The following is a 13,952-nucleotide window of genomic DNA, read 5'->3' on the forward strand; positions in this document are numbered from 1 at the left end:
GCAGAACGTTCCCTGAATATGAACATATCAATTTCTTGCGAAGTAATACGTAGTAAAAATATATAAAAAACGATTCAACCTTTTCATCTTGCATTAGTGCTCCTTGTCACGCTTCCTACCAGTAATACTGTATTTTTTTCTTGGTCTTGATTCTTTTCCTAATAGACTACGTAAATTCTCTTTACTTTTAGTCTAACGGTCCAAGATCAGGGTCGGCTTGTATAGACACACCGGAATCAGCAGAAATATTACCAGGAACTAAAGAAATCATCATCACCAATACAGCCATACAAAGAAAAGATTTTACCTTTTTCATTTTATTACCTCCTAAGGAATATAAGGTTAGAAAAAGTTGAATCGTTAATCACCTATTTAGTTTTCATTTAATTAATTCTTCTTCACCACTCTCGGAATATTTTTTCACATTGTCTTCAATATATTGAGAGGTAACCTACTAAAGAAATAATCACTGCGCTTCTCAATAAAATCCTTATGAGATTGCAACAACAGTCGTTTATCATGTTTTGCTTTTCCCATGTAATATAGTCTAAAAGGGCTATTTAATGGGATATTACTTAATATCTCAATCGCTTTGTCTTTATTCCCTTTTGCAATTTCAATATGTGCCTGTTCACTTTTATCTACGGTGGTTATACCTTCCACCTTTTTAAAATGTGCAGCTATAAAAGGAATATTGTTATTTCGAATTAGATGCAAGACATCTTTTAGCTCATATTTTTCAGCTAAAGCAGTAGCCTCTTCTAAATGATGCATTGCTTGAAAGTACGTATCAAATGTATAGGAGAACCCAAGTTTTATATGAACGCCTGCTTTTGTTGAAGGGTTTTGTGAAAGATTAAGTACTCTATAGGCACATTTCCTCGCCATAATAAGTTCATTTCTCGACATATAATAAATCATTAAAATATGATTGAGTCTTATATTGAAAAAGGAAACAAGAAGTCTGTCATCGATTCTAGCAAATAATTGTTGTTGGATTTCTAAAAAATTACCCAATTTTCCCAGTTGATTTAGATCATAATATAAAGTTACCTTAACAAATTCTATTAGGCATTCTGTTTCGGGGTCGTTTATTGTTGGCATTCGTTTAATTCTCTGTAGCAATTCATGTGGAGGAGTTCTCTTTATTCTTCTATCTATCATTAACTGATAAATAGATGCCCATTGTCTGTTGGAAGTATAGGTGGATTTCAGATTCTTCTCAATCAATTGTTGCAATTCTCCAAAGAAGCCATTCATATATAAAAATTCCATGCCTTTTTTCTGAATATCTCGCGATGATGATTGTAAGCAGTATTTTCGGATTAATTGTATCACTGTTTCATCATTATGATCCCGTGATAGAAATTCCTTTAACTGCTCCAATGATAGCTCATCTTTACCCGAAATAAACATAGTAGGTAAGGACATTAATTTTAAACTCCTTTCCAACAAAGAAAAACAAGGCTTATTATCACTTGACTGTAAACAACTTTCGTCAAGCTTCAACATAATATTTTATTAATCACTATATTAACACATTTTCAACAAATAAAAAGAGGTAATCGTTCGACAAATTTTGCTATACATAAGAAACACTATGGTATAGCAAAATTTTTATACTTTCTTATCTTTCTAAAAAAACTGAGCAAAATTCGCTCAGTCCTTATCACTAAATGCTCAGATTTACGCTTCCTCTAGTAGCTATTATGGAATAATAGCTACTGCTTGACCAACACTCCGGCTGCCCACTTCCCTTTCCGTGGGGTTTGTCCTTCAGCTAACTTTTTTAGCAAAACTCGCTCAAAAAAGTGGATCTTCAGGTCAAACATTTCCCACAGGAGTTGAAGTGGCCGGCCTTCGCTATTATCAGGCTCTACAACGCTAGCATGAAGTAACACAGCTGCTTTTATACTCACGGATAGCGATTTTCACTTTACCCATTGTAAAAAAAGTCAACCTATTACTTATGACAAGAATTGTTGCACCTTCTCATAGCGGAGACTAATTACGTAGACTCCTGCGGGAATTGAGCGAGCCGAAAATCCACTTTGCAACGTGTTCTTCTTTGCAAAGTTAGTTAAGGCCGTGCCCGCGGAAAGCGAAGTAATTAGTCGGAGCATTGCCAATATACATCAAACATTTCAAAATAACTACTTGGCTTAAAGCAGTCATTGCGCTGATTTTATACTTTCTTAACTTTTAAGAAAAAACCCAGCTGTGAGAGCTGGGTTTATATGTTTACACTGTTCTTATGCACTTTCGGAAGCATCAGATGTAGCATCCGAGTCTTGCTCATTTTGCTTTTGCTCATCGTTTACATCAGATCCTGAGTCTTCCTCGTTATTCTCATCTTCCTTCGGCTGCTCTTCGGAAGTGTCATCTACCTGTTCATTTTCTTCCTGTTTACCTTCTTCATCTGCAGAATTCTCCGCATCCTCTGTAGACTCCGCTTCTTCAGAAGCTTCCTCTGTAATGCTATGAAGAGCACTAACTGGTTGATTAAAGAATGCTTCTGGATTAACTTTGTTGCCATCTTTTCTTAATTCAAAATAGACATGTGTTCCACTGTCCTTACCAAATACATTTTTACCTGCTGTACCAAGCTTATCACCCTGTTTTACTTCTGCACCTTTTTTCACACTTACTTCTTCAAGGCTAGCATAGTATGTCATTACCTCATTCTCATGTGAAAGTATGACAACATTACCAAGCAATGGGTCCTTTTTTACTTCTTGTATTGTCCCACTCAGTGCTGCAACTACATCAAATGTCTCACCATTTGCTGATGCAATATCTACACCATCACTTTGGTAGTATTTGTTGTTATACAGAATTAAAGCTTTCTCAAGTTCCTCTTGTTCTGCATCAGGATCATAAAATTTAGTTACGATTTCTGCTTCTTCTTGGTTTGTTACTGGCATTTGAATAACCTCTTGCTGATCCAAAACTGGTTCTGCTTCTTGATCATGAGATGGAATGTATTCACCATTCTCTTCCTGTGCGTCTGGAACTTGATTATCCATATTTTGATACCATACTACAACAGATAACAATACAGCGGCAATTGTTAAATAAACAGCTGGAAAAAACCACTTCTTGCGAAAAATTCGGCTCCACTTATTTTTTGAAGCACCTTTGTTTTCCTCTTTCATAAGATCATCACCTCAACAACCATTCTGATCAGAAAAAGGAATTTCTATACATTTTCAAAAAAATATTTTGAGAATTAATGCATTTTTTATAAAATAATGGGGAAATTAAATGAATTTATGAATTCATGACAACTGGAAAAATGATACATGCATAAAAACCCCCGCTTATTTTGCAACGAGGGTTGGAGCTATATTATCTACAGTACTTATTTGTACATTCTGATAATAATATTGCACAATATCTTTATATGATTTTCCGTCTTTAGCCATTCCATTTGCGCCATATTGACTCATGCCTATTCCATGGCCAAAGCCTTTCGTAGTAAAGATAAAATGATTGTTTTTTTGCTCTACCGTAAAATCACTTGATCGTAAATCTAGCTTCTCACGTATATCCCTTCCTGAGAATTTTTGTCCAGCAATTTCTATCTCCTCTACTCGTTTACTATCGGTTCGTGTTAATTGAATGGGTAACGGAGTTTTATTAGAAAAATCTAGCTCTAGTGCTTTTTCTAATTGATCAGAGGAGAATGTCTTTTGATCTAAATATTTTGGAGATTCTTTATCCCAAGGACTAGCAACACTCCTTAAATAGGGAAGTTCATTTTCCCAGTAATCCTCGGAATTCTCTGTATAACCATTACTCGTTGAAAAAAATGCGGGAGTAATTGGTGCATCTTTATACGTTAATATTTCTCCCTCTGTTTCGAGCACCGCTTTCTTTACTTTATTTATCTTCCAATTAAAGTCACTTCCCCATTGCTTTTGAAGCTGATACTCATCTTTGTATACTTGATGCTGCACCGTATCTGTAACATCTGATTTCTTTGACTCTTCCTCATTACCATGAAGCTTATAGTTTACTATATATGTTCTTGCAGCAAGAGCCTGTGCCTTCAGTGCCTCTTTCTCAAAATCTGCAGGCATCTCTGAGGCCACTACTCCAACAACATATTCTTCTAGTGGAATACCTTCTACTTTATCGGAAGCCGACCTCATTACCGATACTGAAAAGGGAGAGGAGCCTAATTCAACTTGTGCTGTAGTTTCATTCTCTGTAGGGGTAGCTCCTTCTTGCCGATCCCCCTTGGCAAATGGAACAACAATTAATGTTGGAACAACCAAAATGATTATTATTAAAGTAGACAATAGGAACATCACAGGAATTTTCCACTTTGATGGCTGCTTTGGTGGTTTTGTTAAAAAATACGGCTTTTTAGATTTAATCGGTAAGAGCTTGTTTTTAACAGGCTGCTTACTAGGAAGCTTTTTGTTTTTATACGAGGCTCGTTGCTTCTCTTTAATTTTCTTTAACAATGAAGAATTACGCTTCTTCCAATCTTTCAGCCCGCTCTTTTGTTGGTATTGGCTTTTTTTCATTACCTTCCCCCTTCCAAGTCATTTAATCTAGCATTCCTACTATTAAATCTATACACCGAATGAAAACAATAGAACCTAAAAATAAAAAACCTGAGACGCTCTCAAGTTTTCCAATAATTCTAATTATTGATAAATACCTTCTCCTTACCTATACATTAATATAACTAGGTAATTCCATTAGTTATGTTTCTCAGAATGACGATTTAAAGACATAGCTTACTTTTTCATAGTTCATTATGTTTTCATAAAATCGATGGGCAGCATCCCTTTGAATACCTGATGATAAAGCAATTGTTTTGTATTTATTTTCTTTAGCCCATTGATGAACATACGTGAGTAATTTCTCCCCATATCCCATTGATCGTTTATCATCATCAACAACCAAATCACAAATCCAGACGAATTTTCCGTAATATAACGTGATCATTGGCTTGAATCCGATAACTCCAACTATCTTTCCTAGCTCAAGTAATGCCATCAATTTATAGTGATCATATTTCATGGCGTCTATAACTAAGCTTTTATATGTCTGCTCATCTAGATGTGTTCTTAATTGTTTCATTATGGGATATGCTTCCATAATTTCAGTAGTTGTATTTAGTTCCTTCACACTTATTGAATTCATTCTTCAACTCCTAATTCTATGACCTAAATAAAGTAGGGTCTTTCTGCCGTTTATATGTGGGATAAAACGATTCCATTAGTTTCTGATTAAGCTCTTAACAGGTTCTTTATTTTCCACTGTTTCATCATATAAGTGACATGCTACATAGTGATCTTGTGTTACTTCTTGCCAAGCTGGCTTGGTCTTGGAACAAATCTCCATTGCCATTGGGCAACGCGTTCGAAAAACACAACCAGATGGAGGATTAATCGGGCTCGGCAACTCACCTTTTAAAATGATCCGCTCTCTTGCTTCTTCAATATCCGGATCCGGAATGGGAATTGCTGAAAGCAGTGCTTTCGTGTAGGGGTGAAGTGGATCATCATACAATGTTGTACTTTCTGTGAGCTCTACTAAATGACCTAAATACATCACTCCAATTCGGTCAGAAATTTGCTTTACCATAGATAAATCATGAGCAATAAATAAGAAGGTTAATCCTTTTTGAATCTGCAACGCTTTTAATAAATTTACCACTTGCGCTTGTACAGATACATCCAATGCAGAAATCGGTTCATCGGCAATAATAAAATCTGGTTCCAGTGCTAATGCACGTGCAATTCCAATGCGCTGGCGCTGGCCACCACTAAATTCATGAGGATAACGATTTGCATGATCTCGATTAAGTCCCACCTCTTCCAAAAGTTGATAAACCCTGTTTAGTTGCTCCTTTTTATCTCTATATATGTTGTGTATTTCCATTGGTTCGGAAATTACTTCTTTAACAGTAGACCTGGGATTTAGTGAAGCGTAAGGATCCTGAAATATCATCTGCATACGACGGTAAAATTGAAATCTATCTTTCTCATTCAAGTCATGTACATTCCTACCATCATATAAAACATCTCCATCTGTCTTATCATATAGTCCAAGAATTGTACGACCAATCGTAGATTTCCCACAGCCTGACTCACCAACAAGACCGAATGTCTCTCCTCTTTTCACGTTAAATGTAACATCATTTACCGCTTGGAGAACTTGACCTTTTCCAACTGTAAAATGCTTCTTTAGGTGAAGTACTTCTAATATCTTGTCATCCATTATGATTCTCCTCAGTGTTGAGCCAATACCGCCTAGCAGTACATAACTCCTTCTCATATTTTGTGTCTTTAATCGCTATTATCTCAGTACCTTTGCCAGTTTGTGGAGAATGCAGCATTTTCCCATCTCCGTAATATATTCCAACATGGTGAATCGTACCGCTTCCTTCTTGATATGCAAAAAATAGTAAATCTCCTGGTTGTAGTTCGTCCACTCTAACTTCTATTCCATCATTAGCCTGATCTCCAGCATCTCTAGCAATTAAATAGCCATTGGCTTTGTGTGCAGCATATGCTAGACCAGAGCAATCATAGCCAAATGAACTCATACCGCCCCAGAAATAATTTAATCCTGTATAAGCTTCTACTGCTTTAACAATCGATTTTCCTGTCCCTTGTTCCAATCCATCAGATGTAGAAAAAATATGAACATCACTTAAATCTAGATAACCCTTTCCATGAGGCGTTTGCACTTGTACACGATCTTCATACACATCATGTACCGGTAAAGTGGTTAAATAGCTTAATTTAAAATCATGATTTTTGCCCTCATATGTTAGCCATGACTTATCCTTTATTACCATAGCTCTCTTTTTTTGATCCCATAGCGATCTGTCAACTTGTTTTAGTTGATGAATAGGAACCCAACCAGGATAACCCCTTTTATCTTTATAAGATGGTTGAGAAGGAATTACAACATGTGCCCATTCTCCTTTTATTTCTGTAACATAAACTTGTTCACCATACAATACTTGTGTCTGCACACGATTGTCCTCACATAAGGCAAGTTTATCCTCATAACTAAGCGTCTCTATCCATCTATCAATATCCGTCGGTGTACTTATTCCAAATGTATCAATCTCTCTACTAGAATCTGGCGAAGTCCAGACAGTTGCTACTTGAACAGATGCAACCCATTGGAACGCATCAATTTGATCAAACGTTTGTTTAGGCAAGCAAAGCGCCCCCTTTCTCTTATTTTGATAATTCCATTTGTACATATAGATAATTCATTGCTACCAAACCTGTAAAGTCCCCATGTAATCTATTGTATTGAATGATAGGTTAGCCTTCCTATTGATTTCTTTTCTCTTATAAAAGCGTTAAAATTATTTTTTGTTACATTGGTTGGCTCTAAATGAGCTACGCTACAGCTGTATATCAGGTTTAGTTTCTAGCCTATTTCAAAACCAACATTCCATTTTCCTTTTCACTATTGTACACCAGGTTTGGCAATAAGCTTTTTATCATATGAGGAAAGACACGCTTCTACCCCTAATGGAATAGCGATATGAGGCATACAATGACCAATTTTAAATCCCGAAATAACTGGAATATCTAATTTTCTAAAATAATCGTCAAACACCTTATCTAGAGGCAGTGATGGTGTTACTTTTGGCTTGGCATCAGCAAAATCACCTAAAATAATGCCTGCTGCTGTTTCTAACTTTCCAGCAAGCTTCAATTGATTAAGCATGCTATCTATCCTATAGGGCTCTTCCCCTATATCCTCTAATAATAACAATCGATTCGTAGTATCAATCTCAAACGGTGTTCCCAGCGAGCTTACTAATAGTGAAAGATTCCCTCCTACCAATTCACCATTTGCATTCCCTTCAGCAATAACATGCAATGGGGATATTTCCTCTGTATACGTATAAGTAGTTGGCTGAAAAAGCTGTTCAAACATACGTGCAGACAGATAATCAAAATCGTCATTCCCGATATCGGAGGCAAGCATCGGACCATGAAATGTGATTAGTCCTGTACGCTGTCGTATTGCAGTATGTAAATAAGTTATATCACTATACCCCCAGAATATTTTTGGTTGCTTTTTGATACAAGCAAAATCAATGTATGGTGTTATACGTGCACAACCATACCCCCCTCTTGCGAAAACAATAGCTTTAATAGCAGGGTTCGTAATCATATCCTGTAAATCTTCAAGCCGTTCACTATCTGTTCCTGCTAAATAACCGTTGCGCTTATCTATATGTTTCCCCAACTGCACACAAAGTCCCATATTTAAAAAAAAGGATATAGCTTTTTGTAAACGAGTTCGATCAGGAGGCCCAGCCGGTGCAATCACACCAATCGTATCTCCTTTCTTCAACCTTGGAGGGTGAATCATGAGCAAACCTTCTTTCTGTTCATCATGTTCTCTGGGTAAAAAAGGAAAGGGCTCAAATACAATCTAATCTGTAATTGAGCCTTCCTCATGGCTTACTGCTTATCTGTATGTTTTAACTCAAGATAACCGACCGGATGGCGCAAAAGGTTGGAGACACCTTCTTGAACAACTTCTACTTGATTATAGTAGCGAATCGGAAATGCTGGCATTTCTTCTGCCAAAAGCTTCTCAGCTTTATACATATATTCCCAACGCTTTTCTTCGTCAGTTTCAGACTTAGCATTTTCAATTAATTCATCGTACTTTTCGCTAGACCAGCCAGTTCGATTCATATACGATCCTGTAATAAAGCTTTCTAAAAAATTTACTGGATCTGCATAATCAAATAAGAAGGAGCTACGAGATAGTTGGTGCTTTAATGCCTTTTGATCTTCTTGGAATACATTCCATTCTGTGTTTTCTAAATTCACTTCAACACCAAGGTTTTCACTAAACATACCTTGAAGTGACTCTGCTACTGCCTTATTTACGTCACTTGTGTTATAAGACAAGGTAACCTTTGGAAGCTCATCATATCCTTCTTCTTCCATACCTTCTTCAAGTAATTTCTTTGCCTCTTCTGGATCAAACGTTACCAATTCACCATTTACGTCACGGAAATCGTCTCCCGACGGATTTTGAAAGCCTGGCGATACAAATCCATATGCCGGTTTTACTTTATTTTTGACTACAAACTCAGCAATATTCTGACGGTTAACCGCCATCGCAAACGCTTTACGGATCTTTGCATTTTGGAAAGGCTCTTCGGTTACATTGAATCGATAAAAATCCAATCCACCTTGTTCTTCTATTTGGACATTATCTCCGTCAATAAGTTGATCAGACATCTCTGCTGGAATATCAGCTGAATCTAACTCACCACGCTCAAACATCTGGTATTCCGTATTCGTATCATTAACCATTGCCCAATGTACACCATCCAGCTTCACTGCCTCTGCATCCCAATATTCTTCGTTTTTCTTAAATACTATTTCGCTATCATGTTTCCATGACTCTAATTTAAATGGGCCATTTGCAACGAAAGATTCTGCTTCTGCATGCCATTCTGGATTTTCCTCCGCCACTTTGTGATTCACCGGAAAGAAAGCCGGGTTAGTAACAACATGCAGGAAATAACCCGTTGGATTTTCCAATTCTACTTCAAATGTCTTTTCATCAACAGCCGTTAATCCAAGATCATCAGCAGAACCTTCTCCGTTATTAAACGCCTCTCCACCTTTTATAAAGTATCCTAAAAAGGCTGCGGAAGAACCAGTTTCAGGATCTAGAAGCCTTTTCCAAGCATAAACAAAATCCTGTGCTACAACTGGATCACCATTAGACCAATTTGCATTCTCGCGTAAATAAAAGGTATATGTCTTTCCATCTTCCGATATATCCCATTTTTCAGCGATAGCTGCTTGAGGTGTATGATCCTCTCCTAATCGTGTTAATCCCTCTAGTAAGTTATTTAAAGCATTCCAAGATACTGCATCAAACCCGATTGCTGGATCAAATGATGTTGGCTCTTCCCCATTATTCAGTTGCAATATTTTCTCTCCTGTTGCCTCTTCCGTACCCTCTCCTTCTCCATCACTCTCTGGTTCTTTTCCAGCATCCTCATTCGCTGTACAAGCTGATAGTACAAAAGTGATAATAATCGTAGCTACTAATAATAGCCATTTCTTTGTCATGCTAAAGTCCCCCTTCTCGTGATATTATTTTTCGGCTGATGTAGCCAATAGCTGTTTTGCCCGATCATCCTGCATCCAGCAGTCCACTTTATGAGAATCGCTTCGTTCAGTCGTCACGGGATAAACTTTATCGCACACCTCCATCGCTAAAGGACATCTTGCTGTAAATGGACATCCTTGTGGGGGTGAGAATAAATCAGGTGGTGTACCATCAATTGGAGTCAATTTCTCTCCCTGTAAATCTAATCGTGGGACCGAATGCAATAAGCCCTTTGTATATGGATGCTGTGTCTGATAAAAAATCTCACGTTTTGTACCAACCTCAATGATTTTTCCAGCATACATAACGGCTATACGATCAGCAATTTTAGCAACAACCCCTAAATCATGTGTAATAAGTATGATCGAAACTCCAGTTACTTCCTGAATTTCATTAAACAGTTCAAGAATTTGAGCCTGAATTGTTACATCTAAAGCAGTCGTTGGCTCATCTGCAATCAGTAATTCTGGTTTACAGATTAAAGCCATCGCAATAACAATTCGTTGTCGCATCCCACCACTAAATTGATGGGGATATTGCTTCAACCGCTCTGCTGGATTCGGAATACCCACTAAGTTCATCATTTCTATCGCTTTAGATTTAGCCTGATCTCCTGTTATTTGTTGATGCTGTTGTAATCCTTCCATTAATTGTGTGCCTATAGTGAGTGTAGGATTAAGCGCAGTCATTGGGTCTTGGAATATCATAGAGATATCTACCCCACGGATTGATCTCATCTCTTTTTCAGAAAGCGTTGTTAGTTCCTTATTTTTAAAAATAATGGACCCGTTTGAAATCTTTCCTGGTGGTTCAGGTATGAGTCGCATAATGGCATTAGAGGTTACACTTTTCCCACACCCAGATTCACCAACAATAGCCAGGGTTTCACCTTTATTTAAATAAAAATTAACTCCCCTTACTGCCTTAACAGTCCCACCGTAAGTTGAAAATGTTACATGAAGGTCTTTTACTTCTAGTATTTTGTCCATCTGTTCACCTACTTCCTAAGCTTCGGATCAAGTGCATCCTGAAGACCATCACCTAATACATTAAACGCAAACATCGTAAACGAAATGAAAAATGCAGGAAAAAACAATGTCCACCAGTTTCCAGATAGAATCGCACCTAATGAATCGTTAGCCATTACTCCCCAGCTGGCAAAGGGTGCTTGGATACCTAGCCCTAAAAAGCTTAAGAAAGCTTCTGCGAAAATTGCGCTAGGAACAGTCAGAGTCATTTGTACAATAATTGGGCCCATCGTATTGGGTAATAAATTTTTCCGAATAATTCGAGGTGTCTTCGCCCCAAATGATTTGGATGCGAGGACAAATTCAAAGTTCTTAATCTGTAATACTTGGCCCCGGACAATCCTTGCCATTCCAACCCATCCAGTAACGGTTAAGGCAATTATTATTGTGCTTAAGCTTGGGCCAAGTACAACCAATAGTAAAATAACAACTAATAAGTAAGGTAGACCGTACAATACCTCAATAATTCGCATCATAATGTTATCCGTTCGACCACCTTTATAACCAGCTATTCCACCATATAAAATGCCGATGGAGAAATCGATTAAGGCAGCCATTAATCCGACAAACAAGGAGATTCTTGCACCATACCACGTTCTGGTAAATACATCTCTACCTGCATTATCTGTCCCAAACCAGTGGTCTGCTGAAGGCGGTTGGTATTGATTTGGTAAATCTTGTTTATTCACATCATAAGGTGAAATCAAAGGGCCGAATATTGAAAAAATTACGAGTACAATTAAGAAAATTAAACCTGCCATAGCTAGTCTATTTTTAACTAGACGCTTCCATGCATCCTGCCAATAGGATAACGATGGTCGGGCAACAGCTTCTGCAGCTTGATTATCTTTTTCCTTCCAATTAAACCAATCATCTGGTATGTCTGTAGGAGAATAGAAATGTTTCGAGGGTTTGTCTTTTAATTTCATACTATTCTCCTCCCTTTTTATGTAACTTAATTCGCGGATCAAGAATACCGTACGCAAGGTCAACAAGGAAAAGCATGATAATTAAGAATGCACTATAAAATACGGTAGTCCCCATTATTACTGGATAATCTCGTTGATTAATGCTTTCAACAAAATATTTCCCCATGCCTGGAACTGCAAATATTTTTTCAATCACAAAGGTACCCGTTAATATTCCAGCAAGCAAAGTCCCCATAATGGTAACAACTGGCATTAACGCATTTTTTAATGCATGCTTGATAACGATTTTCCAAGGAGAAAGTCCTTTAGCCCGCGCCATTTTTATGTAGTCCTGTGTCAATACCTCTAGCATTGTAGATCTTGTCAAACGTGCTATGATAGCCATTGGACCAGTCGCTAACGCCGTTACTGGTAAGATCATATGTGCTGGACTTAGCCATCTTGCTACTGGGAATAGTTCATAGTTTACTGCTAGTTGTTGTATTAACAATGTTGCTAATACAAAATTCGGAATCGAAATACCCAGAACTGCAAATCCCATTGCCATGTAGTCGATTACTTTATTATGTTTGAGTGCTGCAAATATCCCTAGAGTGACTCCAGAAATAACAGCAACAATAATGGTAATAATCCCCAATTCAAATGAGATTGGAAAACCACGACCTAACATATCATTTACTGTCTGCGAAGGTTGCTTAATGGATGGACCAAAATCAAACGTTACAATTGATTTTAAGTATAGAAAATACTGTATAACATAAGGTTCATCTAAATTATAATGAGCCTCTAAGTTTGCCTGTACCGCTTCGTTTGTTCCTCTTTCACTATTAAAAGGGGAGCCAGGAATTGAAACCATTAGAATAAACGTTAATGTAACAATAATCCAAAGTGTTATCACCATGATAAGTAGCCTTTTTAGTATGTATCGTAGCATGCTTTTTCCTCCCTATGAAAATTTTGTGTTCATAGCGAGCTCCGTCATAACAAGCATCGCTTGATACGCTTCTAATATGTCTTTTGCCTGAAAAGATACAACGGTAGATTCAGGCAGTATTTGCGTTCCAGGCATTAAATTTGCCCATTCCGCCTGACCATAATTGTTAAATTCTATCTTTAATATTGGTTGTTTTGGAGGTATTAATGGCTTTACTTGATTTCGATTAGTAATGGCGTGTTTTACTTTCATTGTTAGAAGTTCACCAGCTTTTTTGGGTGTTAAACTTTTAACGGCAGACCTAGATATGGTTTCCTTTACTGTTGCAGTTGTAACATTGGGAATCAGCTCCTGTGCTTCCCTAACTGCCTGGTCATCCCCCGCTACAAAAATTATTGGGACTTGATAATAACCTGCTAAATAGGCATTTAATCCCATTTCCCCAATCGGATGATCATTAATATAAAAATTACGTACAGCATGGATCATTGCATGTGACATAACGCCAAACTGACCTGCTCGAGCATGATATCCGACAAACATTGCTCCATCATATGTATTATCTAATCCTTGCATCATGGAAAAAGGCTTTACATCACCTGTAATTAATTGAGCGTCTGGATGTAATTGGTCTATAAGTATATTATTCATTTTAGAATGACTATCATTTATTAAAATTTCTCTGCAACCTGTTTGAAATGCCGCTTCAATCACATAATTGGTTTCATCTGTCATGATTTTCCTAGCTCTATCATAGTTATGCTCATTAGAATCCACATAGGTATAATCAGGTAAACCTGTTATTCCTTCCATATCAACCGACACATATAATTTCATGATGAGTACTCCTTTTAGGTCTTTTTCAGTATTAGTAATTTTCTTTCAATTCTAACATACAGTTAATAAAATGAAAAGTCG

General features: G+C 37.2%; 14 protein-coding genes. All 14 read right to left on the reverse strand.

What is annotated here, in order from left to right; all coding sequences use genetic code 11:
* Positions 1–187 precede the first annotated feature (187 nt).
* The 14 genes from D9782_RS23745 to D9782_RS02005 all read right to left on the reverse strand — a co-directional run bounded on the left by D9782_RS23745 (position 188) and on the right by D9782_RS02005 (position 13,871).
* On the reverse strand, positions 188–316 hold the full coding sequence (locus D9782_RS23745; protein ID WP_255637807.1) for a hypothetical protein: 129 nt from the start codon (positions 314–316) through the stop codon (positions 188–190).
* A 104-nt stretch (positions 317–420) separates the two neighbouring features.
* On the reverse strand, positions 421–1,431 hold the full coding sequence (locus tag D9782_RS01945) for an AimR family lysis-lysogeny pheromone receptor (RefSeq protein ID WP_026681769.1): 1,011 nt from the start codon (positions 1,429–1,431) through the stop codon (positions 421–423).
* Positions 1,432–1,721: 290 nt separating this feature from the next.
* Positions 1,722–1,919 (reverse strand): hypothetical protein, encoded by a 198-nt coding sequence (locus tag D9782_RS01950; RefSeq protein WP_121603950.1) that lies wholly within the window; start codon positions 1,917–1,919, stop codon positions 1,722–1,724.
* Between the two features lie 333 nt (positions 1,920–2,252).
* The gene (locus tag D9782_RS01955; protein ID WP_121603951.1) at positions 2,253–3,155 is read right to left on the reverse strand and encodes a stage II sporulation protein SpoIIQ; all 903 of its coding nucleotides are present in this window, start codon (positions 3,153–3,155) and stop codon (positions 2,253–2,255) included.
* Positions 3,156–3,320: 165 nt separating this feature from the next.
* Complete coding sequence (gene spoIID / locus D9782_RS01960) at positions 3,321–4,535, reverse strand: stage II sporulation protein D (protein ID WP_051388413.1); 1,215 nt, start codon at positions 4,533–4,535, stop codon at positions 3,321–3,323.
* 190 nt (positions 4,536–4,725) lie between these two features.
* On the reverse strand, positions 4,726–5,160 hold the full coding sequence (locus tag D9782_RS01965; RefSeq protein ID WP_121603952.1) for a GNAT family N-acetyltransferase: 435 nt from the start codon (positions 5,158–5,160) through the stop codon (positions 4,726–4,728).
* A gap of 75 nt (positions 5,161–5,235) precedes the next feature.
* Positions 5,236–6,240: an ABC transporter ATP-binding protein gene (locus tag D9782_RS01970; protein ID WP_026682418.1), complete on the reverse strand. Its 1,005-nt coding sequence runs from the start codon at positions 6,238–6,240 to the stop codon at positions 5,236–5,238.
* The gene (locus D9782_RS01975) at positions 6,233–7,195 is read right to left on the reverse strand and encodes a C40 family peptidase (RefSeq protein ID WP_205389105.1); all 963 of its coding nucleotides are present in this window, start codon (positions 7,193–7,195) and stop codon (positions 6,233–6,235) included. Before D9782_RS01975 ends, D9782_RS01970 begins: the two co-directional genes overlap by 8 nt.
* A 257-nt stretch (positions 7,196–7,452) precedes the next feature.
* Positions 7,453–8,370 carry a S66 peptidase family protein gene (locus D9782_RS01980; protein ID WP_026682416.1) on the reverse strand — a complete coding sequence of 306 codons (918 nt, stop codon included), beginning with the start codon at positions 8,368–8,370 and terminating at the stop codon, positions 7,453–7,455.
* Positions 8,371–8,462: 92 nt separating this feature from the next.
* Positions 8,463–10,103 (reverse strand): peptide ABC transporter substrate-binding protein, encoded by a 1,641-nt coding sequence (locus D9782_RS01985; RefSeq protein WP_026682415.1) that lies wholly within the window; start codon positions 10,101–10,103, stop codon positions 8,463–8,465.
* Positions 10,104–10,127: 24 nt separating this feature from the next.
* Complete coding sequence (locus D9782_RS01990) at positions 10,128–11,132, reverse strand: ABC transporter ATP-binding protein (RefSeq protein WP_026682414.1); 1,005 nt, start codon at positions 11,130–11,132, stop codon at positions 10,128–10,130.
* An 8-nt stretch (positions 11,133–11,140) separates the two neighbouring features.
* Positions 11,141–12,100 (reverse strand): ABC transporter permease, encoded by a 960-nt coding sequence (locus D9782_RS01995; RefSeq protein ID WP_026682413.1) that lies wholly within the window; start codon positions 12,098–12,100, stop codon positions 11,141–11,143.
* Position 12,101: 1 nt separating this feature from the next.
* On the reverse strand, positions 12,102–13,034 hold the full coding sequence (locus tag D9782_RS02000) for an ABC transporter permease (RefSeq protein WP_026682412.1): 933 nt from the start codon (positions 13,032–13,034) through the stop codon (positions 12,102–12,104).
* 12 nt (positions 13,035–13,046) lie between these two features.
* Positions 13,047–13,871: a M55 family metallopeptidase gene (locus tag D9782_RS02005; protein ID WP_026682411.1), complete on the reverse strand. Its 825-nt coding sequence runs from the start codon at positions 13,869–13,871 to the stop codon at positions 13,047–13,049.
* Positions 13,872–13,952 lie beyond the last annotated feature (81 nt).

It is taken from the genome of Virgibacillus sp. Bac332, from assembly GCF_003667785.1.
Lineage (GTDB): Bacteria > Bacillota > Bacilli > Bacillales > Amphibacillaceae > Virgibacillus > Virgibacillus salarius.

Excerpts from the sequence above, each read along its gene's own strand:
- D9782_RS01980 (WP_026682416.1), bottom strand. The coding sequence starts at position 8,370 with ATGATTCACCCTCCAAGGTTGAAGAAAGGAGATACGATTGGTGTGATT.
- D9782_RS02005 (WP_026682411.1), bottom strand. The coding sequence starts at position 13,871 with ATGAAATTATATGTGTCGGTTGATATGGAAGGAATAACAGGTTTACCT.
- D9782_RS01985 (WP_026682415.1), bottom strand. The coding sequence starts at position 10,103 with ATGACAAAGAAATGGCTATTATTAGTAGCTACGATTATTATCACTTTT.
- D9782_RS01945 (WP_026681769.1), bottom strand. The coding sequence starts at position 1,431 with ATGTCCTTACCTACTATGTTTATTTCGGGTAAAGATGAGCTATCATTG.
- D9782_RS01995 (WP_026682413.1), bottom strand. The coding sequence starts at position 12,100 with ATGAAATTAAAAGACAAACCCTCGAAACATTTCTATTCTCCTACAGAC.
- D9782_RS01955 (WP_121603951.1), bottom strand. The coding sequence starts at position 3,155 with ATGAAAGAGGAAAACAAAGGTGCTTCAAAAAATAAGTGGAGCCGAATT.
- spoIID (WP_051388413.1), bottom strand. The coding sequence starts at position 4,535 with ATGAAAAAAAGCCAATACCAACAAAAGAGCGGGCTGAAAGATTGGAAG.
- D9782_RS01990 (WP_026682414.1), bottom strand. The coding sequence starts at position 11,132 with ATGGACAAAATACTAGAAGTAAAAGACCTTCATGTAACATTTTCAACT.
- D9782_RS01965 (WP_121603952.1), bottom strand. The coding sequence starts at position 5,160 with ATGAATTCAATAAGTGTGAAGGAACTAAATACAACTACTGAAATTATG.
- D9782_RS01970 (WP_026682418.1), bottom strand. The coding sequence starts at position 6,240 with ATGGATGACAAGATATTAGAAGTACTTCACCTAAAGAAGCATTTTACA.
- D9782_RS02000 (WP_026682412.1), bottom strand. The coding sequence starts at position 13,034 with ATGCTACGATACATACTAAAAAGGCTACTTATCATGGTGATAACACTT.
- D9782_RS23745 (WP_255637807.1), bottom strand. The coding sequence starts at position 316 with ATGAAAAAGGTAAAATCTTTTCTTTGTATGGCTGTATTGGTGATGATG.